Source organism: Qipengyuania aquimaris, assembly GCF_009827445.1.
Lineage (GTDB): Bacteria > Pseudomonadota > Alphaproteobacteria > Sphingomonadales > Sphingomonadaceae > Qipengyuania > Qipengyuania aquimaris.
Map to the genome: position 1 here is coordinate 211,894 of NZ_WTYI01000001.1, position 19,802 is coordinate 231,695.

General features: G+C 61.0%; 30 protein-coding genes and 1 tRNA gene. 7 read left to right on the top strand and 24 right to left on the bottom strand.

The window, feature by feature from the left end:
• Positions 1–43: 43 nt before the first annotated feature.
• A complete protein-coding gene (locus GRI34_RS00920; protein ID WP_160594333.1) occupies positions 44–3,061 on the top strand; it encodes a TonB-dependent receptor in 3,018 nt (1,005 codons plus the stop codon).
• A gap of 56 nt (positions 3,062–3,117) precedes the next feature.
• Here the strand turns inward: GRI34_RS00920 and GRI34_RS00925 are convergent, their stop codons facing one another.
• The gene (locus tag GRI34_RS00925; RefSeq protein ID WP_160594334.1) at positions 3,118–3,834 is read right to left on the bottom strand and encodes a queuosine precursor transporter; all 717 of its coding nucleotides are present in this window, start codon (positions 3,832–3,834) and stop codon (positions 3,118–3,120) included.
• Between the two features lie 60 nt (positions 3,835–3,894).
• On the opposite strand from GRI34_RS00925, the gene GRI34_RS00930 reads away from it, so the two are divergent.
• Positions 3,895–3,971 (top strand) — tRNA-Arg (locus tag GRI34_RS00930).
• A gap of 5 nt (positions 3,972–3,976) precedes the next feature.
• Here GRI34_RS00930 and GRI34_RS00935 read toward each other — a convergent pair.
• The 10 genes from GRI34_RS00935 to leuC form a co-directional block, all read right to left on the bottom strand.
• Positions 3,977–4,759, bottom strand: coding sequence for an NUDIX hydrolase (locus GRI34_RS00935; protein ID WP_160594335.1), 783 nt, complete (start codon positions 4,757–4,759; stop codon positions 3,977–3,979).
• Positions 4,760–5,041: 282 nt separating this feature from the next.
• Complete coding sequence (gene grxD, locus GRI34_RS00940; protein ID WP_090481791.1) at positions 5,042–5,374, bottom strand: Grx4 family monothiol glutaredoxin; 333 nt, start codon at positions 5,372–5,374, stop codon at positions 5,042–5,044.
• Between the two features lie 41 nt (positions 5,375–5,415).
• Complete coding sequence (locus GRI34_RS00945) at positions 5,416–5,649, bottom strand: BolA/IbaG family iron-sulfur metabolism protein (protein WP_090481794.1); 234 nt, start codon at positions 5,647–5,649, stop codon at positions 5,416–5,418.
• Between the two features lie 4 nt (positions 5,650–5,653).
• A complete protein-coding gene (locus GRI34_RS00950) occupies positions 5,654–5,980 on the bottom strand; it encodes a DUF1476 domain-containing protein (protein ID WP_160594336.1) in 327 nt (108 codons plus the stop codon).
• A 73-nt stretch (positions 5,981–6,053) separates the two neighbouring features.
• Positions 6,054–7,052 carry an NADPH:quinone oxidoreductase family protein gene (locus GRI34_RS00955; protein WP_160594337.1) on the bottom strand — a complete coding sequence of 333 codons (999 nt, stop codon included), beginning with the start codon at positions 7,050–7,052 and terminating at the stop codon, positions 6,054–6,056.
• Complete coding sequence (gene leuD / locus GRI34_RS00960) at positions 7,049–7,660, bottom strand: 3-isopropylmalate dehydratase small subunit (RefSeq protein WP_160594338.1); 612 nt, start codon at positions 7,658–7,660, stop codon at positions 7,049–7,051. The genes GRI34_RS00955 and leuD overlap by 4 nt, the downstream gene beginning before the upstream one ends.
• Positions 7,660–8,502, bottom strand: coding sequence for an N-acyl homoserine lactonase family protein (locus GRI34_RS00965; protein ID WP_160594339.1), 843 nt, complete (start codon positions 8,500–8,502; stop codon positions 7,660–7,662). The genes leuD and GRI34_RS00965 overlap by 1 nt, the downstream gene beginning before the upstream one ends.
• A gap of 22 nt (positions 8,503–8,524) precedes the next feature.
• On the bottom strand, positions 8,525–8,683 hold the full coding sequence (locus tag GRI34_RS00970; RefSeq protein ID WP_160594340.1) for an isopropylmalate isomerase: 159 nt from the start codon (positions 8,681–8,683) through the stop codon (positions 8,525–8,527).
• 68 nt (positions 8,684–8,751) lie between these two features.
• On the bottom strand, positions 8,752–9,135 hold the full coding sequence (locus GRI34_RS00975; RefSeq protein ID WP_160594341.1) for a GFA family protein: 384 nt from the start codon (positions 9,133–9,135) through the stop codon (positions 8,752–8,754).
• 23 nt (positions 9,136–9,158) lie between these two features.
• Positions 9,159–10,592 carry a 3-isopropylmalate dehydratase large subunit gene (gene leuC / locus GRI34_RS00980; protein ID WP_160594342.1) on the bottom strand — a complete coding sequence of 478 codons (1,434 nt, stop codon included), beginning with the start codon at positions 10,590–10,592 and terminating at the stop codon, positions 9,159–9,161.
• Positions 10,593–10,685: 93 nt separating this feature from the next.
• On the opposite strand from leuC, the gene GRI34_RS00985 reads away from it, so the two are divergent.
• The 3 genes from GRI34_RS00985 to GRI34_RS00995 are packed head-to-tail and all read left to right on the top strand — an operon-like array spanning position 10,686 to position 12,396.
• Positions 10,686–11,081 carry an acyl-CoA thioesterase gene (locus GRI34_RS00985; RefSeq protein ID WP_100260674.1) on the top strand — a complete coding sequence of 132 codons (396 nt, stop codon included), beginning with the start codon at positions 10,686–10,688 and terminating at the stop codon, positions 11,079–11,081.
• A 56-nt stretch (positions 11,082–11,137) separates the two neighbouring features.
• The gene (locus GRI34_RS00990) at positions 11,138–11,899 is read left to right on the top strand and encodes a fatty acid desaturase (RefSeq protein WP_160594343.1); all 762 of its coding nucleotides are present in this window, start codon (positions 11,138–11,140) and stop codon (positions 11,897–11,899) included.
• Positions 11,896–12,396 (top strand): sterol desaturase family protein, encoded by a 501-nt coding sequence (locus GRI34_RS00995; RefSeq protein WP_325065165.1) that lies wholly within the window; start codon positions 11,896–11,898, stop codon positions 12,394–12,396. The genes GRI34_RS00990 and GRI34_RS00995 overlap by 4 nt, the downstream gene beginning before the upstream one ends.
• A 36-nt stretch (positions 12,397–12,432) precedes the next feature.
• Here the strand turns inward: GRI34_RS00995 and GRI34_RS01000 are convergent, their stop codons facing one another.
• From GRI34_RS01000 to GRI34_RS13170, 13 genes are all read right to left on the bottom strand, one after another.
• Complete coding sequence (locus GRI34_RS01000; protein ID WP_090481816.1) at positions 12,433–12,591, bottom strand: YqaE/Pmp3 family membrane protein; 159 nt, start codon at positions 12,589–12,591, stop codon at positions 12,433–12,435.
• Positions 12,592–12,671: 80 nt separating this feature from the next.
• Positions 12,672–13,022, bottom strand: a complete 351-nt coding sequence (locus GRI34_RS01005; RefSeq protein WP_100260677.1) for a YbaN family protein — start codon at positions 13,020–13,022, stop codon at positions 12,672–12,674.
• Position 13,023: 1 nt separating this feature from the next.
• Positions 13,024–13,431, bottom strand: a complete 408-nt coding sequence (locus tag GRI34_RS01010; protein ID WP_160594345.1) for a SufE family protein — start codon at positions 13,429–13,431, stop codon at positions 13,024–13,026.
• A 43-nt stretch (positions 13,432–13,474) separates the two neighbouring features.
• A complete protein-coding gene (locus GRI34_RS13165) occupies positions 13,475–13,648 on the bottom strand; it encodes a hypothetical protein (RefSeq protein WP_198507657.1) in 174 nt (57 codons plus the stop codon).
• Positions 13,645–13,881 (bottom strand): hypothetical protein, encoded by a 237-nt coding sequence (locus tag GRI34_RS01015; RefSeq protein ID WP_100260679.1) that lies wholly within the window; start codon positions 13,879–13,881, stop codon positions 13,645–13,647. The genes GRI34_RS13165 and GRI34_RS01015 overlap by 4 nt, the downstream gene beginning before the upstream one ends.
• Positions 13,882–13,913: 32 nt before the next feature.
• Positions 13,914–14,207, bottom strand: a complete 294-nt coding sequence (locus GRI34_RS01020; protein ID WP_160594346.1) for a hypothetical protein — start codon at positions 14,205–14,207, stop codon at positions 13,914–13,916.
• Positions 14,204–14,518, bottom strand: a complete 315-nt coding sequence (locus GRI34_RS01025; protein WP_160594347.1) for a hypothetical protein — start codon at positions 14,516–14,518, stop codon at positions 14,204–14,206. Before GRI34_RS01025 ends, GRI34_RS01020 begins: the two co-directional genes overlap by 4 nt.
• Positions 14,518–14,829 carry a hypothetical protein gene (locus GRI34_RS01030; protein WP_160594348.1) on the bottom strand — a complete coding sequence of 104 codons (312 nt, stop codon included), beginning with the start codon at positions 14,827–14,829 and terminating at the stop codon, positions 14,518–14,520. Before GRI34_RS01030 ends, GRI34_RS01025 begins: the two co-directional genes overlap by 1 nt.
• Positions 14,829–15,134: a hypothetical protein gene (locus GRI34_RS01035; protein ID WP_199800089.1), complete on the bottom strand. Its 306-nt coding sequence runs from the start codon at positions 15,132–15,134 to the stop codon at positions 14,829–14,831. The genes GRI34_RS01030 and GRI34_RS01035 overlap by 1 nt, the downstream gene beginning before the upstream one ends.
• 24 nt (positions 15,135–15,158) lie before the next feature.
• Positions 15,159–15,533 (bottom strand): envelope stress response membrane protein PspC, encoded by a 375-nt coding sequence (gene pspC, locus GRI34_RS01040; RefSeq protein ID WP_090481839.1) that lies wholly within the window; start codon positions 15,531–15,533, stop codon positions 15,159–15,161.
• Complete coding sequence (gene pspB, locus GRI34_RS01045) at positions 15,530–15,826, bottom strand: envelope stress response membrane protein PspB (RefSeq protein WP_090481842.1); 297 nt, start codon at positions 15,824–15,826, stop codon at positions 15,530–15,532. Before pspB ends, pspC begins: the two co-directional genes overlap by 4 nt.
• Before the next feature lie 3 nt (positions 15,827–15,829).
• Positions 15,830–16,702 carry a phage shock protein PspA gene (gene pspA / locus GRI34_RS01050; RefSeq protein ID WP_407692127.1) on the bottom strand — a complete coding sequence of 291 codons (873 nt, stop codon included), beginning with the start codon at positions 16,700–16,702 and terminating at the stop codon, positions 15,830–15,832.
• Positions 16,699–16,851, bottom strand: a complete 153-nt coding sequence (locus GRI34_RS13170) for a hypothetical protein (RefSeq protein ID WP_199800090.1) — start codon at positions 16,849–16,851, stop codon at positions 16,699–16,701. Before GRI34_RS13170 ends, pspA begins: the two co-directional genes overlap by 4 nt.
• A gap of 158 nt (positions 16,852–17,009) precedes the next feature.
• On the opposite strand from GRI34_RS13170, the gene pspF reads away from it, so the two are divergent.
• Both pspF and GRI34_RS01060 read left to right on the top strand, forming a co-directional pair.
• On the top strand, positions 17,010–18,032 hold the full coding sequence (pspF, locus tag GRI34_RS01055; protein ID WP_160594349.1) for a phage shock protein operon transcriptional activator: 1,023 nt from the start codon (positions 17,010–17,012) through the stop codon (positions 18,030–18,032).
• 127 nt (positions 18,033–18,159) lie between these two features.
• Positions 18,160–19,743, top strand: a complete 1,584-nt coding sequence (locus tag GRI34_RS01060; RefSeq protein ID WP_234028114.1) for a type II secretion system protein GspD — start codon at positions 18,160–18,162, stop codon at positions 19,741–19,743.
• The last annotated feature ends 59 nt before the right edge of the window (positions 19,744–19,802 follow it).

Genomic DNA, 19,802 nt, shown 5'->3' on the forward strand with positions numbered 1-19,802 from the left:
CCCTAGGCCGCCCTGAGAGCGGTCAGGGATGAGGAGAGGGATTATGAAGATCAGAGCAGGCCTTCTGGCCGGTATCTGTGCGGGTGCGCTCGCCGTTCCAGCCTATGCACAGGATGTCACCGGGGACGACAGCGAATCCGGCATCGCGGAGAATATCGACCCTTCGCGCGTCATTATCGTGACCGCGCAGCGCCAGGCGCAGAGCCTGCAGGAAGTCCCGATCGCTGTCAGCGCCTTCGATGCCGAAGCACTCGAAGCGCAGCAGATCGAGAATGCCAGCGATCTCCAGCTCACCTTGCCCAACGTTTCGTTCACCAAGTCCAATTTCACCAGCGCCAGCTTCACCATCCGCGGGATCGGTGACCTTTGCGTCGGCGTCACCTGCGATGCGGCGACCGCAATCCATGTGAACGGTTCTCCGTTGTTCGGCACCCGCCTGTTCGAAGCGGAATATTTCGATCTCGAACGCGTCGAGGTCCTGCGTGGCCCGCAAGGCACGCTGTTCGGACGCAACGCGACCTCGGGTGTGGTCAACGTCGTCACCGCCAAGCCCGACCTTTCGGGCTTCGGCGCTGCAGCCGAGTTCGAGTACGGCAATTTCGACAGCATTCGCGCCAAGGGCATGGTCAATGTGCCCATCGGCGACAGCATCGGCGTTCGCGTTGCCGGTTATTACCTCAATCGCGACGGCTATACCGAGAACCTGTACGACGGATCGAACATCGACGGGCGCGACATGTACGCCATTCGCGGTTCGCTCCGCTTCGAGCCCACCGCTTCCACCACCATCGACCTCATGGGTTTCTATTTCCACGAGGAAGATGATCGCCTGCGTATCCAGAAACAGACCTGTCAGCGCGACCCTACCGGTGTGCTCGGCTGTCTTAACTCGCGGCGCGACTTCGACAGTGCCAACGCCAACGCAACGCTTGCATCGGTCCTGACCTCGGCGGAACTTTTCACCATCCAGGGTCTGCCGGCTTCGCTTGCTCTTGGCAGCGTCTATGGTCCTGATGGCTTCGCCAATTTCGACGAGCCCGACGACGTGCGTGTTGTGAACACGCCTTTCACGCCCGACTACTTCGCCGACGAACTGCAATTGCAGGCACATCTCGACCAGGACATCGGATCGATGAACCTGTCGCTGACCGGTATCTATCAGGAGACCACCGTCGACAGCCGCCAGGACTACAACCTCGGCGTTCTGGACCGCAGCGGGTACGTAACCGGTCTCAACACGCTGCAGTTCTTCGCGGACAATGGCGTACCGATCACCGATCCGGGAACGGGCGCGATCCTGGGTTTCATCCCGGGTTCGAGCGCATATTTCTCCCCCATTGCGGATGCGCTGATTCCAAACGGTCCCAATGGACAGCTGTGCACGTCCGACAATGACGACGAAAACTTCGGGGCCTTCGAAGGCAATTCGATCTGTTCGGACGCGCCGCTCAGCTTCGACAGGTCGGTCCAGTACCAGACATCGTGGTCGGCGGAAGCGATCCTTTCCAGCGATCTCGACGGGCCCTTCAATTTCCTTATCGGCGGTATCTACGCCAAGTCGGAAGTGAGCGAGAACAGCTACTATGTGAACGCGTTCGGACTGGACTACGCCACCGGTATTCTCGGCACATTTGCGGCGTTTGCGAATACCGACCCGGCCACGGGAGACCCGGCACCGCTGCCGCCGTCCTATCTCGCGACCTCCATGTACCGGAACAATACAACGGACTTCTCGCTCGAGAGCTTCGGCATTTTCGGCGAAGTCTATTTCGACATTACGGACCGGCTGAAGTTCACTGGCGGCCTGCGTTACAACGACGACAAGAAAACCGTCGAGGCGCGCACCACGCTGGCAAGCTTCCTCAACCCGTTTTCCAATACCGGTGACCCGTTCACCTCACCGTTCGTCGGCGGTTTCGATGCCGACCCGGGCACGGATGGAAATCAGCTGCTGCAGACCCGTGAGGTCGCGTTCAACGAGATCACCGGACGCGCCGTGCTGGATTACGAGATCAGCCCGGACAACAATGTCTATTTCTCCTATTCGCGCGGTTACAAGTCGGGTGGTATCAACCCGCCGCTGTCGCCGATCTTCGCGGTCGAGGAGAGCTTCGGGCCCGAGCAGATCGACGCCTTCGAGATCGGTTCGAAGAACACCTTCCTCGATGGCGCCGCGCAGGTGAACCTCACCGGCTTCTATTACGACTACAAGGGCCTTCAGCTCAGCCGTATCGTCGCGCGTACTTCGGTCAACGATACGATCGACGCCAAGATCTGGGGTCTCGAGCTCGAAACGATCATTTCGCCGAGCTACAACTGGCTGATCAACATGAACCTCAGTTGGCTCAATGCCGAGGTTGCAGGGGACCAGTTCTTCTCCAACCCGCGTGACCCGGGTGGCGGCGATCCCGATGCCGTGATCATCAAAGATCTCGGTAACGGCTCGCTCTGCGCGATCACCGGTTCGGGGGCAGACGCCTTCGTCAACTTCCTGAACCCGTTCTTTGGGCTTCAGGGAACAAGCGAATTCCCGGCTGACGGCGGTATCGCTTCCTCGGGCGCGTTCGGTATTTGCAGCATCTACGAAGCGGCAGCCGCAGGCGCTATCGGGCTGGTCAATCCCGACCTCGCGCCGCTGCAACCGGCGATAAACAGCTTCGGACCGCTTTCGGTCCTGAGCCCTGGTGTCGAAGTGAACCTGAAGGGTAACAAGCTGCCCCAGGCGCCTGAGTACAAAGCCTCGATCGGCGTTCAGTACACGGCCGAATTCGGAAGCGGCATGACGCTGGTTCCGCGCCTCGACATCGCGATGACGGGCGAGCAGTACGGCAATGTATTCAACGGATCGGTCAACCGCATCGCTCCGTTCGTGCAAGCCAATGCGCAGGTGCAGCTGAACTCTGCCGACGAGCGTTGGTATGTCCGGGCATTCGTCCAGAACATCTTCGACTCCAACTCGGTTACGGGTCTCTACCTGACCGACGCGTCGTCGGGTAACTTCACCAACATCTTCACTCTCGACCCACGCCGTTATGGTGTTGCTGTCGGAGCGAAGTTCTAAGGGACCCTTTCAAAAGGGGAGAGGGAGGGGCGGTCCATCGGGCCGCCCCTTTCGTATCAGGCGTCCTTGCCGGTGGTCGCGAAGGGTGAGAAATCGGTGTCCGTGTCAAACAATTCGACGCCTTCGGCCGCCTTTAGCTTTCCGACGACCGCGTATGTCACGGGGGTCAGCACCGCTTCCCAGACAACCTTAAGCAGCCAGTTCGTGACCATGACGATCAGAACGTCGCGCGTCTCCCACACGCCTAGGAAGGCCACGGGATAGAAAATCGCGCTGTCCACCGCCTGCCCGAACACGGTCGAGCCGATAGTCCGGCTCCATAGCGCTTTGCCCTTGGTCCAGATCTTCATTCGCGCAAGGACGTAAGAGTTCACGAACTCGCCCGCCCAGAAGGCCATGATCGAAGCCAGCACGATGCGCGGCACTTGGCCGAACACGCTCTCATAGGCCTCTTGACCGTCCCAGCTTTCAGCCGGCGGCATCGCCACGACGACCCAGCTCATGAAAGCCATGAAGATCAAGGCAGCGAAGCCGACCCAGATGACCCTGCGTGCCTTGGCATAGCCATATACCTCGGTCAGCACGTCCCCGATGACATAGCTGATCGGGAAGAACAGGATGCCTGCTCCAAAGGTGAAACCGGCGACGGTCGACAATTTCGCCGCCCCGATGACGTTCGACAGCAGCAGCACGGCTACGAAGCTCGCCATGACGATGTCGAAATAGCGAAAGCGGCGGGGCGCGCTCGGGGCGTGTGTGTCGGGCTTATCCATAGAGCGCTGCCTATCCCCGATTGGCGCACGCGCAAAGGCACGTTATGGGCTGAACCGCGCGCGCCCGTAGCTCATCTGGATAGAGCGCGAGACTTCTAATCTTGAGGCAGCAGGTTCGAGTCCTGCCGGGCGCGCCAATTCTTCAGCTTCGATTTGCGCTGGTCAGCTCTTCGCGGGTGATCGGGTAACCGAGATCGTCGGGTATGGTGAGGTAGGAGCCGTCCGGCTCATCTACCACTTCGGGCGTGATTACGCGGACCGGGGTTTGCCGGGCGTGGTCGCGGGCCTCGTCGAAGGTCGTGAATTGCGCCAGGCGTTCCAGGTTACGGCGCGTTGGGAAGATCAGCGAGATGTCGCCGCGCTCCGCCATACGCAACGCTTCGGCGGCGCTGACCCAGAAGAGGTGCGTATTTTCGGTAGCGTCGACTTCAATATCGACCGCGCCCGTACCGAGATCGGCGAGGTAGAACATGGTGTCGAAGATCCGGTTGTGCGCAAGGCCAAGCGGAAGCCAGCGGGCAAATGGGGTGAGCTCATCAAGATCGAGAGAGAGGTCGAACGTATTCAGAACCGGGGCAAGCGCACGTTTTTCGAGCAATAACGCGCGAGCATCGGCAGCGCGCTGCGCGTCCATTGCCCCGGTGAGGCCTAGCGCGAGCCCGGTCTCTTCGAGCGTCTCCCGGATGGCCGCGATGCGGTGTGCAACCTCGTCTGTATCGTCGTCGACGTTGGCTACCTTGGCGGCGAGATCATAGTCTTCGGGATCGACCCTGCCGCCCGGAAAGACCGCCATTCCTCCTGCGAAGGACATGGTGCGCGAGCGGATGGTTATCAGGATTTCGGGCTCCGGCGCCGAACGGCCCTTGCGGAAAACCACCAGCGTCGCCGCTGGTATGGGATCGGGAGTTTCAGCCGTGGCGTTCATCGTCAATGGTTGTGCAGCCAGTGCCGCCGCTTGCCAAGCGATTATCGGGCGGCGTGTCGGAGTTTTTTACATAGTTGATGGACCGTGACGCGTTGTTAACCATCGCACTTCGCGCAAATCCGGGCACGCGCGGTTTTGGCACGGGGCCTGCATAACTGTTCGCATACTGTTTGGTCTTCGAGGGGCGGATCTTCCCTGGTTCCCGATCCGCTTCACACCAAATAAAAGGCCCGCCTGGACGTCCCCCAGGCGGGCCTTACCCGTTTCAGAGCTGGTAAAAACTCAGCTTTCGGCCTTGGCGACCTGTTTTTCATCCATCATCTGTTGAAGCTCTCCGGCTTCGAACATTTCCATCATGATGTCGCTGCCGCCGACGAATTCGCCCTTCACGTAAAGCTGGGGGATGGTCGGCCAGTCGGAGAAGGACTTGATGCCTTGGCGGATTTCCATGTCCTGCAGAACGTCGACGCTTTCATAGGCGACGCCGCAATGGTCGAGGATGGCGACCGCGCGATTGGAGAAGCCGCACTGCGGAAACAGCGGCGTGCCCTTCATGAAGAGGACGACGTCGTTACCGCCGACGAGATCGGAGATGCGTGAATTTACATCGGACATATGTGCCCTGCCTTTGTCTATGACTTGAATCTGGTGAGGATTCAGGTGGGGGCTTGGGTGGTGAGTTGCAAGGCGTGGAGTTCGCCGCCCATCCGGCCGCCCAGCGCGTCGTAGACCAGCTTGTGCTGGGCTACGCGCGTCTTGCCCGCGAATTGCGGGGCGGTGACCTTTGCCGCCCAGTGGTCGTTGTCCCCCGCAAGATCGCGCATCTCGACGACAGCGCCCGGCAGCGCTTCCTCGATCAGGGCAACGATATCGTCTGCCTTCATCGGCATCGGATTACTTCTGGTCGCTCATGAACTGGCGGCGCGCCTCGACCGAACATTCTTCGAGCTTAGCGCGGATGTCGGCTTCGCTTACATCGCAATCTGCGGCCGTCAGGTCGCCCAGCAGCTTGCGGACGACGTCTTCGTCACCGGCTTCTTCGAAATCGGCCTGGACGACGGCTTTCTTGTAAGCGTCGGTTTCCTCTTCGGTCAGGCCCATCAGACCCGCAGCCCATTCGCCCAGCAGGCGATTGCGGCGCGCGGCAATCTTGAATTCGGTTTCCTGGTCGAAGGCGAACTTGGATTCTTCGCCGCGTTCGCGATCCTTGAAGTCGGTCATGTCTATCCCCTTGGAAGAAGTTGCCTCTCGAATAGGTATCGAGAGGCAAAGGAGCAAGGGCGAGAACGCCCGATCAGTCCATTGTCACGACGAGTTTGCCGATGGCGCCGCGATTTTCCAGCTTGGCGATGGCTTCGTGTGCGCGTTCGATGGGATAGGTCTCGCTGACCAGCGGGTTGATCTTGCCTGCTTTCCAGAGGTCGAACAGCTCCGCGATATTGGCGTTGTTGCGCTCCGGCTCGCGGGCGGTGAACGCGCCCCAGAACACGCCGCGAATGTCGCAGCTTTTCAGCAGCGTCAGGTTGAGCGGCATCTTGGCGATCCCTGCCGGAAAACCGATCACGAGGAAGCGGCCTTCCCACGCGATCGAGCGCAGGGCCGGTTCGGAATAATCGCCGCCTACGATGTCGTAGACGATGTCTGCGCCATTGGGGCCGACAGCATCCTTGAACGCTTGGGCGAGCGCCTTGGACTGGTCCTTGTCGAACGGCGCGCGCGGATAGATAACCACTTCGTCGGCGCCTGCCTGTTTGGCGACTTCGCCCTTCTCCTCGGTCGAGACGGCGGCCACGACGCGGCAGCCATAGGCCTTCGCGAGCTCTACCGCGGAAAGGCCCACACCGCCTGCCGCGCCAAGCACGAGGACGGTTTCGCCTTCCTTGATGTCTCCGCGATCCTTCAGGCCGTGGATGGTCGTGCCATAGGTCATCAGGAGCGCGCTTGCCTGCACGAGGTCGATGCCTTCGGGCACTTTGAACAGACGTGCCGCTGCGACGGCGACCTTTTCCTGCAGGCCGCCGTTACCGACGCCGCAGATCACCCGGTCGCCCACGGCGAAGCCTTCGACGCCTTCGCCCAGCGCTTCGATGGTGCCGGAAATCTCGCCGCCCGGCGCGAAGGGGCGCGGTGGCTTGAACTGGTACATGTCGCGGATGATCAGCGTATCGGGAAAGTTGATCGCACAGGCGGCAACGTCGATCAGGACTTCGCCCTTGCCGGGCGTGGGCGCGTCGATTTCCTCGACCACCAGGGTTTCGGGGCCGCCCGTTTCCTTCGACAGTACTGCTTTCATGCTGCGTCTCTCCGGTATGATTGGGGCGCGTCGAGCCAGGGGAGGCTGCCTGCGCGCGTCTTTTCGTGTGCTTCGATGGCTTCGTCGCGTTTCAGCGTGAGGCCGATTTCGTCCAGCCCTTCCAGCATGCAATGCTTGCGGAACGGGTCGATGTCGAATGCGAAGCGATCCTGGTAGGGGGTCGTCACGACCTGGTTTTCCAGGTCGAGGGTGATAGCGTCGGTCTTCGCCACTTCGAGCAGGCGGTCGACCTGCTCCTGCGGCAATTCGACGGCGAGGATGCCGTTCTTGAATGCGTTGCCGGCAAAAATGTCCGAGAAACTCGGCGCGATCACGGCGCGAAGGCCCATGTCCAACATCGCCCATGCCGCGTGTTCGCGACTGGAGCCGCACCCGAAATTATCGCCCGCGATCAGGATAGGCGCACCGGCGAAATCCTCCACGTCGAACGGGTTGCCGGGTGCCTGCCTGATCGTCTCGAAAGCGCCCTTGCCAAGCCCTTCGCGGCTCACCGTCTTCAGCCAGTGCGCAGGGATGATAACGTCGGTGTCGACGTTCTTGAGGCCGAGCGGAATGGCGCGGCCGCTAATGACAGTGACCTTGTCCATTACTTTGCCGATCCGGGAAATGCGGGGAGGCGGTTTACGTGACGCGGATCGTGCTGGATCACGACCGTCGCTTCGAGGTTTTCTGCCATCTGGTCGAACCGGTGGAATGAGGCGAGCGTATCTGCGCGGTTGGTATTGAACGCCGGCACACCGCGGTTAGTCACCTGCTCTTCGAAGTGATAGAGATCGCCGGTCAGCATGACGTTGCCGGTCTCGGGAAGGCGGACCAGCAGGACCGAGTGGCCCGGCGTGTGCCCGGGCATTCCCTTGATGACGACCGAACCGTCACCGAACACGTCATGGTCCGACGCGATCCGCGTAACTTCGCCCTCGGCTCCTTCGGCCAGCCAAGGTGCCAGCTGTGCGCGGGTGGCTTCCATCGCGCCCGAGGTGACTGCTTCTGCGTCACCGCGTCCGATCAGCAGCCTTGCGCCCGCATATTCCGACGCCTGGCCGATATGGTCATCGTGATAGTGGCTTACCCCCACGAAATCGACGTCATCGGGCCCGAGGCCGATTTCCGCCAGCTGGTCGGCGATGGTCCTTTCGACGCTGAGCGTGAAGACCCACTGCGTGGCGCTGGAACCTTTCAACGCCGACGGCAGGCCTGCATCCCAAAGAAGATACTTATCGGCATTGCGGACGAGGTAGCAGCTGTCGGTCAGCGTCCGCGGCTCGCCGTCGTACAAATGGGTGTCGGAAAAGGGGCCCGCATCGCTCAGCTCGATGGTGCCGCAATCGAGACGCCACAGTTCCATATCCGGGGCGTCCTGCGCGCTTGCCGGGGCAGCGATGCCCAGAGCGAAAGCTGCGGCCGCCAGGGCGGTTCTGGTCTTTGTCATGCGGGCTCCTTGCGCTGGTAGATCAGTCCGTTTCGGGTTTTTCCCCTGAAGGAATCGGGCCGGGCTGGTTCGGCTGGTTTTTCTTTTCGCGGCGCTTGTTCGCATAGAGCAGCGCGGCGGCGATAGCGGCCGATCCGATCGCACCTGCGATGGCGGCCTTGCCTTTGGGGAGTTTGGTCATGGTCTATCCAATGAGGTGCCTTAACGTTTGGTGCAAGCTTTCGCCGCGAGAATGTGCCCAGGATGCGGTCACAGGAAAATTTCCCTGCCAAACGCTCCGGGCGGCCGCCGATGCTGTGGAGGGGCAGATCCATCCCAGTGAAGACCGTCGATTGTCCTCACCTCGACACCCTCCAGTTCGGCAGGATCGAAGATACGCACATTGACGCCGACGCGGTCACCCTCGGCATTTTCGGTCAGCGTCCAATGCGTCGTAGTGCCGCAGGCAGAGCAGAAATGCATTTCGACAAACTGTTCATCGGCATCGGCATCCGCGCGGCGGTAGCCTGTCGGCACCCCGGAAATGGTGACTTCTGCTTGCGTGAAATACCCCCAGGCACCCCCTGATTTCCGGCATAGCGAGCAATCGCACAGATTGATGAACTCTGGTGCTCGCGCCACTTCGACGCTCACATTTCCGCAATGACATCCGCCCTTCATGGGGCAAGCTTTCGCACATCGACGAGGTGACCCGCAACCGCCGCGGCAGCCGCCATGGCGGGGCTCATCAAATGGGTGCGAGCGCCCGGACCCTGGCGGCCCACGAAATTGCGATTGCTGGTCGACGCGCAGCGCTCTCCCGGCGGCACTTTGTCGGGGTTCATGGCAAGGCAGGCGGAACAGCCCGGTTCGCGCCATTCGAAGCCGGCATCGGTGAAAATGCGGTCCAGCCCTTCGTCTTCAGCCTGTTTCTTGACGAGGCCGGATCCGGGCACGGCAATCGCCCAGCGCACATTGGCGGCTTTGGTACGGCCATTCAGGACCGCTGCGGCAGCGCGCAAATCCTCTATCCGGCTGTTGGTGCATGAGCCGATGAAAACGTTCTCGATCGTGACATCTTCCAGCGGCGTTCCCGGTTCGAGGCCCATGTAGTCGAGGCTTTTGCGCGCGGCATCCTGCTTGGAGGGATCCGCGAAGGAATCGGGCGAGGGGACCGTGTCGCCGATGGCCACCACGTCTTCCGGGCTGGTGCCCCAGCTCACCGTCGGCTCGATGTCGGAGGCGTGGATGACCACACTCTTGTCGAAGACGGCGCCATCATCGGTGGCAAGCGAGCGCCACCATTCGACTGCGCGGTCCCAATCCTCGCCCTTGGGTGAATAGGGGCGACCCTTCAGATAGCGGAAAACGGTTTCGTCAGGTGCGATGATCCCGGCGCGGGCGCCACCCTCGATGCTCATGTTGCAGACGGTGAGGCGTCCTTCGACGCTCATTTTCTCGAAGACCTCTCCGCGATATTCGATGACATGGCCGGTGCCGCCCGCGGTCCCGATCACGCCGATGATGTGCAGGATGAGGTCCTTGGGCGTGACGCCGGGGGAGAGAGCGCCTTCGACGCGCACTTCCATGCTTTTCGACTGGCGCAGCAGGAGCGTCTGGGTGGCCAGTACGTGTTCGACTTCGCTTGTGCCGATGCCGAAGGCCAGCGCGCCGATCCCGCCGTGAGCCGCCGTGTGGCTGTCGCCGCACACGATCGTCGCGCCGGGAAGAGAGAAGCCCTGTTCGGGCCCGACGACGTGGACGATGCCCTGTTCGCGCGCGACGGCATCGATGTAGCGGATACCGAATTCGGGCGCATTCTTCTCCAGCGCCGCCAATTGCGCCGCGCTTTGCGGATCGGCAATCGGAAGGCGTGAACCATCGGCGGCCAGGCGCGCCGTGGTGGGCACGTTGTGGTCGGGGACCGCGAGGGTCAGGTCGGGACGGCGAACCTTTCGCCCGGCGACCCGCAGCGCCTCGAACGCCTGCGGGCTGGTGACTTCGTGGACCAGATGCCGGTCGATATAAACGAGGCAGGTGCCGTCGTCCTGCCGTTCGACAACGTGGGCGTCCCAGATCTTTTCGTAGAGTGTGCGCGGTTTGCTTGCCATTTCGCGCACAGGTTTGCGGCAGGAAAGTCACGCGCGCAAAAAGGCAAATCCAGAGTCTTCCAAAGTTAACCTATCCGTGCTTTACTTACACTCATGTCAGCAAAGCCCTTCGCCTTTCCGATCCGCGTGATTCCCTCCGATATCGATTTCATGGGTCATGTGAACAATGCGCGCTATCTCAACTGGGTGCAGGACGCGGTCCTCGCCCACTGGAACAAGATCGCGCCCGCCGAAGAGGTGGCGAGCAAGGCATGGGTCGCGCTCAAGCACGAGATTACCTATCGCAAACCGGCGTTCCTCGATGACGAGGTGATCGCCAGCACTGTGCTCGAAAAGGTGCAGGGTGCGCGTGCATTCTACTCCACCGTGATCCAGCGCGGGGAAGAGGTTCTGGCCGAGGTGAAAAGCGCGTGGTGCTGCATCGATTCCGAAACGCTGCGTCCCGCACGCCTGCGCGAAGAAGTGACGAAGTTCTTCTTCAAGGACTGAGCCTCGCCTGCGCGAACCGCTTGTCCTAAGCGGTCCGGACAGGGTACAACCGCTTCATGGGCGCATCTCCGAACACGAAGACCGGAAACAGGCGGCAGGCTGCAATCGGCCTTGCGCTGGCGTTAGCCATCTTCGCAAGCTGGCTGGCGCTGCATCTCTTCGCGATGTTCATGTTCGAGCTGACCTGGCAGACGCTTCCGTTCGCTCTGGCGCTGGCTTTGGTGCAATGCTGGCTTTCGGTCGGCCTGTTCATCGTTAGCCACGATGCGATGCACGGCTCGCTCGCGCCGGGTGGCGGGCGGCTCAACGGGCTCATCGGCGGAGCGCTGCTGTTTCTCTACGCGGGGTTCGGCTGGCGCAAGATGCGCGATGCTCACTTCGCGCACCACAAGGCTCCCGGAACGGCCGACGATCCCGATTTCAGCGCAGACCATCCGACGCGGTTCTGGCCGTGGTACGGCACGTTCCTCAAACGCTATTTCGGCTGGCAGTCGGTGCTGTTCGTCAGCAGCGTGGTGACGATATACTGGGCCCTTTTCTCCATATCGGCCCTCAAGATAGTCCTGCTCTACGGGGCGCCCGCAATCGCTTCCTCGTTGCAGCTGTTCTACTTTGGCACCTATCGCCCGCATCGACACGACGATGTCGGCTTTGCCGACCGACACAATGCGCGCAGCGATGGCTTCTCAAGCCTTGCATCGCTCGCCAGCTGTTTCCATTTCGGCTATCATCACGAACACCACCTCGCGCCGCATGTCCCATGGTGGGGCCTGCCCCGCGCCAGGAAGACCATGTCGCTGCCAGAGATTTCCAAGTGAGCATTCCTGCAATCCTCCTTACCGTATTCCTGTCGATCGCAGGGATGGAACTGTTCGCCTGGTGGGCGCACAAATACATCATGCACGGATGGGGCTGGGGCTGGCACCGCGACCATCATGAACCGCATGACAATGTCCTGGAAAAGAACGACCTCTACGCGGTGACGTTCGGCACCATCGTCTTTGCGATGTTTGCCGTCGGTTATGTCTGGTCGGATCTGCTATGGTGGATCGCCTTCGGGATCACCTGCTATGGCCTCATCTACACCTTCGTCCATGACGGCCTGGTGCATCAGCGCTATTTCCGCTGGGTGCCCAAGAAAGGCTACGCCAAGCGGCTGGTCCAGGCGCACAAGCTGCATCATGCGACCATCGGCAAGGAAGGCGGGGTGAGCTTCGGTTTCGTCCTCGCGCGCGATCCGGCCAAGCTGAAGGCGGAACTCAAGCGCCAGAAGGACGCAGGTATCGCCACCGTACGCGAAAGCGCCGGAGCCTGAGGCCCCGGCGCTTCGTGTTCTAATCGGTGTGTGCCGTTAGCGGGCGTAGTTCACATACAGGCCGTGGATCAGTCCCGGGATAAAGCCCAGCAGTGTCAGCACGACATTGAGCAATGTGGTGCCGCCGAGCCCATGCTTGGCAGCGACGCCGAGCGGGGGGAGCAGGATCGTGGCGATGAGAATGAGAATTGCCATTTGAGAGTGTTCCTTTCGGTCGACCCTCCCATCCGTATGTTACCCTAACGGACTGAAACGCATCGCGTTCCTGAGGCCGTCTATTCGTTGCGCGTCGCAATCCAGCTGCCGGCGATCACGAGGATGGCGATGGAAATGTAATACCAGGGCTCTCCCAGCGTGTACCAGGTAAAGACGGCACCGGTGGCCATGGCGCCGATCGCCATGGTCTTGGCCCTGCGGCTGATCGCGCGCCGTTCGCGCCAGTCGCGCACCTGCGGCCCCCACGTGGGATGGTCGAGTATCTTCTTTTCCAGTTCTGGGCTGGAGCGAGCGAAGAAATACACCGCCAGCAGCAGGAAGGGCACCGTTGGCATGATCGGCAGGAACGCCCCGATGGCGCCCAGTCCGACGAACAGGAAGCCACATGCGCGATAGATGTGGCGCCGCATCCTAGGCGGCCGCGATCCGGGCGGCGTGTTCCTGGACCAGCGCGATCATGTTCGGCACGCCCTGCGTCCTGTTGCTGGAAAGCTGGTTCTTGAGATCGAAGGGGTCGAGTGCGGCGGCGATGTCCATCTGTGCCACTTCGCTGGCCGGCTTGTCCTGTACTGCCGATATCACCAGGGCGACGATGCCCTTGGTGATCGCCGCATTGCTGTCGGCAAGGAAGTGGAGCTGGTTGGCATCGCCCGTCGGATAGACCCAGACCGCCGCCGAACATCCGCGCACAAGCGTGGCATCGGTTTTTAACGGATCGGGCATGGATTCGAGATCGCGCCCTAGTTCGATCAGCAGACGATATCTCTCGTCGCCTTCGAGGAAGTCGTATTCTTCGGCAATGTCATTGAGTGAACGCATGGCGGCGGCATTTAGCCAGCTAAACCGGCGGCGTCCATCGCGCTCAGCCGGCCAGCCCTCCGGGGCGGGTGAATGCATAGTAGATGACGTAGAACCAGCCGAAAAATCCCTGGATTATCGCCCAGAGGATCGATTGGTGCTGGCTCCAGCTGATGGCGACGGCGATTGCGCTTCCAAGGCCTATACCGGCTTGTGCTGCATTGTTGGTCGCGCTCACAGGTCCACTCCGCTGGCAATCGCTTCGAGCTTCTTGATCCGCTCGCGCAGGTCGGCAAGTTCGATACGGGCCGCGCCCATCGCGCTGCCGGTGTCTTCGGGTACGGGCGCATCGTGTTCCAGCTGGCGGCGCTTGAATTCGATCCAGTCGTGCCATGCCCTCAGCAAGGTGCCGGCGACAATTACCAGGCCGATCAGCGCAGCGCCTGCGATTATGAGTGTCGGTTCGAACATTTCCCCATGTCCTCCTTGAACCCGAATGGTCCTCAGTTGTCCTTTTCGACCTGCTTGTCGCGCAGGGCTTCGATCTCGGCGGAAATCCGCCGCGTTTCTTTTGCGTCGAGCGAATTGCCATCGGTGGCGATGCGCTCCAGCACCTTGATGCGTTCGCGCAGGTTTTCGATCTCGCGCTGGGCTTCAGGATCGTCATTCTTTCCGACCCACTGCTGATTGCCCTGCTTGTCCTGGATGATACCGGCCTGGGCGCGATACTTCGCTGCCATGACCTTGCCGACAGCGACGATCATTACGATCAAGACTACTGCGATAGGCCAGTTCATCGTGCGGTCTCCGCTCTGGCAGGCAAGTCCTCGATCTGTTGAAGATCGCGAAGCTCGTCGATCTGCGAAGCCAGGGCGTGATTGCTGTCGGTCGCGATGCGTTCGAGCACGCGGAGGCGTTCTTCGATCTTGCTGTAATCGCCGTTGGAGTAGCGTGCCTCCTGGGCTTTCGCCTCGGCTTCTCGCACTTTGAGCTCTGCACGGCGTTCTTCATGCTCGACCTGGCGCCGATGGATGAGAATACCGGTGGTCATGGCCAGCAGCGCCGCAATCAGGACGAAGCCGAAGATCAGAAACAGGTTCGGATCCATCAGTTCGCCTCCGACTTGTCGCGAAGACGGTCGATCTCGTTGGTCAGGTGATAGCCGCTGTCGGTGACAATGCGCTCGACATTGCCGAGGCGGTCTTTCAGCGAACCCAGTTCGGCGCGAAGTTCGGCGTTTTCCTGGGTGAGCAGCTTGACCCGCTCCACCGCCTGGTCGTTTTTGGGATAGACCGACTTGCCCCAGCTGTTCTCCAGCGGATAGCCGTTCTTTATCTTCATCCAGTTTGAAACCAGGTAGCCCACGGTCATGATGGCCACGGATACGATGATGGTCGTTTCGGTAACCGGGAAATCCATCACGCTTTCTCCCTGTTCAGTGATCCCAAGGGCACGCCGCTGCCTTCGTCATCGACGCGGCGCTGGTCGCGAAGAGCTTCGATCTGGGTTGCGACATCATATCCCTTGTCGGTCACGATCCGCTCGAGCACCTGAACGCGGTCTTCCAACTGCTGCACCTTGCTGGCGTATTGCGCTGCCTGCTCGGCAGTGGCCTGCGCGGTAGTCTGGACGTTCATCTCGGCGAGCTTTTGCTGGTGCTTGGTCCAGATCGCGACGATCGGGATGCTCAGCGCCAGGATCGGTATCAAAAGCGCGGGATCCATAATTCCTCTCCCCTCGGTCCCGCTTTAGCGCAGGCGTTCGATTTCGGCCGTGAGGCGCGGATTGTTGCTGACGTAGAAGGTTTCAACGTCGGCGAGGCGGCGGTCGATATCCTTCATCTTGCCGCGGATTTCGCGGGCCGTGCGCTTCGGGTTCTGCCGCACGCCCTGCCAGTACTTCTGCTCGGCAGGCTCGGAGTAGAGATGCGCAGGCTTTTTGTTCAGCAGGATGCCGGCAACGAAGTAGGCGAGGATCGGCCAGCCCATCGAGACAGCCAGGATCAGGAAGCCCAGGCGGATCCACAGGGCGTTGACGCCTGTGTAGTCCGCGATGCCGGAGAGAACCCCCATGAACTTCGCATTCTGCTTGTCACGATAGAGAGTGGTACGGGGGGAGTTCACTTTGCTGCTCCTTTTTTCTCGGCAATCAGCTGTTCGAGTTCGCGCAGCTGTTCATTGTCCTGCTCGCTGTCGTGGACGAGGCGGGCGGGGCGGAATTCGGGGTTGTCGGAAGCGACGAGCCGCTCGACAGTGTCCATCCGGTCATCGAGGCGCTTGGCGAGATTGTAGAGCTCTTCCAGCAGCGCTTCGTCGTCGGTGGTGATGGTGGCGGACGTCTTCCACTTCGTGATGTAGTGCAGGACGATCCACGGGAGGGCGATGAAGATCGCCACGATTGCAAAAATCTCGTCCATGGATCAGTCCTCCTTCTTCGCGTCGGATTTGCCGAGCGCCTTCTTCATCTGTTCAAGTTCATCGTCGATCGCATCGGCGCCTTCGAGCGCGGCAATCTCGTCGGAAAGGCTCGGCTGCTTGCTGCCATCGGAGATGGACAGCGCTTCGGCACGGCCTTCGGCATAGTCGACGCGGCGTTCGAGTTGGTCGAAACGGCTGAGCGCATCGTCGACGCGGTCCTCGGTCATCAGGCTGCGCAGCTTGACCCGGTTCTCCGCGCTTTCCAGGCGGGCGGCGATCGCTGTCTGGCGGCTGCGTGCTTCGCGCAGGCGGTTCTGCAGCTTCTGGATGTCCTGCTCGTAAGCGCGCAGCGCGTCGTCGAGCACGGCGATCTCCTGCTTGAGCTGGTCGCTCATGTCGGCAGCCTTCTTTTTCTCGACGAGGGCCGCGCGAGCGAGATCTTCGCGATCCTTCGACAGCGCAAGGGCCGCCTTTTCGCCCCAGTCGGCCTGGAGCTTGTCCAGCTTGACCGTGTGGCGGTGCATTTCCTTCTGGTCCGCGATCGTGCGTGCCGCGCTCGCGCGGACTTCCACCAGGGTTTCCTCCATCTCGAGGATGATCATGCGGATCATCTTCTGCGGGTCATCCGCCTTGTCGAGCATGTCGTTGAAATTGGCGGCGACGATATCGCGGGTTCTGCTGAAAATGCCCATCAAGGGTGCTCCGGTTGAGAAAAATTCGTTGATCTTCGTATTCACTGTTTCGGGATTGGTCCAATCTCTTGCGCGCTGCGCTTCGCGGTCAATCCGTGCAAGGCGCTTGCCGTGCGGTTTGGGGGGACGGGCCGAAGCGTCGGGACTAATGCGCTCCGGCCCGAGGGGGGTATTGTCGGTCACGCGATTTCTACCTGTTCGTAGGAAGCGACGACCGCGACCGGGCTGGTCAGGGAGATTTGCGAGCTCAGCACGACGAAGGCCGTCATGGCCGCGATGCTGGCAAGGGCAGCTTGTCCGAGCTGGGTCTGGAAGAATTTGCGGTCGTACATGGTTGTCCTCCCTGGACTGGAATGCGTTGTTGTCCTGTGTTCAGCAAAGGGCGTGCCAAAACGAATAAGGAGCGGAAATCCAACGATTTTGAAATTTTCGACGAACGGCATGATGGCGGGTATTGCCAACCCTTGGGAAAATTCCCTATCTATTGGCCATGGAACGGGAAAATCAGTTCATAGGGCAGTCTGGCGCCTTCCTGGACGCGGTCGAGCGGACCAGCCGTGCAGCGCCCATGCGGCGCCCCGTCCTCGTGATCGGCGAGCGCGGGACCGGCAAGGAGCTGATCGCCGAGCGCCTGCACCGCCTGTCCACCCGCTGGGACGAACCGCTCGTCACCATGAACTGCGCCGCGCTGCCCGAGACGCTGATCGAGGCCGAGCTGTTCGGACACGAAGCCGGAGCCTTTACCGGTGCTACCAAACAACGCGCCGGAAGGTTCGAGGAAGCCGACAAGGGCACTTTGTTTCTCGACGAATTGGGTACTTTGTCGATGGGCGCACAAGAACGACTGCTGAGGGCAGTCGAATATGGCGAGGTCACGCGGATCGGTTCTTCGCGCCCCATGCGTGTGGATGTGCGGATCGTGGCGGCGACCAACGAAGACCTGCCAGCCAAGGCAGAGCGCGGGGAGTTTCGCGCCGACCTTCTCGATCGGCTCAGCTTCGAGGTCATCACGCTTCCTCCCCTGCGTGTGCGAGAAGGGGATATCGGCGTGCTGGCGGACTATTTCGGCCGCCGCATGGGCGCAGAGCTCGGCTGGGAAGCATGGCCGGGCTTTGCCGAGCATGTCGCAAAGGAATTGGAAGAGCATCCCTGGCCCGGCAATGTGCGCGAACTGCGCAATGTGGTCGAACGCGCGGTCTATCGCTGGGACGATTGGGACACGCCCATCGGTCATGTCCAGTTCGACCCGTTCGACAGTCCTTGGAAGCCGATCTCTCCGACGACACAGAAAAAGGAGGTGGCCCAGCAGTCCGCGCAGCCCACCGCCCAAATCGCACCAGATCTCGATCAGGTCGAAGATCTGAAGGCTGCGGTGGATCAGCACGAACGCACGATACTCGAGCACGCGCTTGGCAAGCATCGCTGGAACCAGCGGCAGACGGCGAAGGCTTTGGGTCTCAGCTACGATCAGCTGCGACATGCGATCAAGAAGCATGGATTGATGGAAGAGTAGCCCGTCCGACTGGCCCCGCTCGTCCTGTCGCAAACCGGCCACAGGCGGGGGAATATTCCGAAAACCCTATTGCCGCGCGGCCAATGTTCGATATGCCTGTGCTCAGGGACTGGGAATTTTTCGAATAATGATGGCGGTTCACGCCCGGGTCGCAGGGCATCGTATACCTTTTGCCATTCTGGCGTTGCTTGCAGCGATTGCAGCCGTGTGGCCGCTCGCCACCGCTTCGGCTCAGGTCGTACCCTCCGTCCTGGAGGAAGTCAGGCTTGTATCCGAGGATGAAGGCGCGGCGACATTCATGCTGCGCTTTTCGCCCGCCGAACCGCGCGTGGCGACCGTCGACACAAACCCCACCAGACCGGAACTCGTCATGGCGACAACGCTCAAGGTCGGCCGCGTGCCGGACCGGCAGAGCTATCGCGGCCTGGTTCGCTCGCTGCAATTCGTGACCGAAGGCAGCAGCCTCGTCCTCCGGTTCGACACGGCGCGCCCCTCGCGCATACGGGCAGAGGAAATGGGCAACAAAGCGGTCCAGGTCCGTGTCGAGATGGTCAGCGACGAAGAAACCCTCGGCACGCGTCCGATCGGCTCGGATGGCGAAGAGGTGGTGCCGCAGCAGGAATTGCAGCGCGGGCCGGTTGACAGTTACCAGCCTGGCGATTCCTACGAGTTGGTATTTCTCAAATACGCTGACGTTTCGGAAATCGTGGGCCTGCTCGCCGAAGGAGCGGAGATCGCGCCGAACGATGTATTCATCCGGCGGGAGCCCGGCTTCGGATCGCCCGGTGCAAACCAGTCGACCAGCTATATCGGCGCCCCGCAGCAGGCCGAGCGCGACGATCAGCCGCTTGGTCAGAATGTCGGCAGCGGCCTTGCCGTGGACCGCCGTCTCAACGCGATCTGGATCACCGGAACGCCCGAACGGATCGAGCGGGTGAAGCGCCAGATCGAACTGATCGACGTCCCGGTGGACAGCGTTATCCTGGAAACGCAGTTCGTCGAACTGACCGAAAACGGTGCGCGCAACCTTGGTATCGATTTCACCAATTCCAACGGGCAGATAGCCGTCGGCAACCTGGCGACCGGCGGCTTCCTGCCGTTCGGGGTCGATCCCAACGACGTTCTGCCTTCCGGTCAGTTGCAGGCCGCGATCTATGCGCAGATACAAAAGGGCGAGGGGCGTATCGTCTCGCGCCCGAGGATCGCTGCGCAAAGCGGGTCGACAGCAAAGATCATCACGGGCGATGCGTTGCCGATCCTTACCTCGATCCAGCTGTCAGGCGTGAATGGTGTTTCCCAGCAGGTCCAGTATGTGAACGTCGGCGTCACGTTGCAGATTGCTCCACGCGTGAGCACGGATGGGTACATCACCTCGAAGATATACGGCGTCGTGTCCAGCGTGACCGGCTTCAGCCAGGGCTATCCCACGATAAGCCAGCGCGAGGCGGAAACCAGCGCATCGGTGCGGGATGGAGAGACCTTCGTCATCGGTGGCCTGACCCAGGAAAACGTCCTGACGACCAAGTCGAAGATCCCGCTTCTCGGTGACATACCGCTTATCGGTGCAGCCTTCCGCAACGAGCGGTCCACCAGCACTACCACCGAATTGTACATCGTTATCACGCCAAGGATCGTGCGCCATCGCCGGTTCGAGCAACGCGATGCAAATAACGAATTAGAAACACAAGCTTCGGGGGGGATCGAAGAGTAGGGTTGCACGCCTCGCAGAAGGCGCTCGTCAAAGAAAATGAACGTAGAATTTCGCTCGTT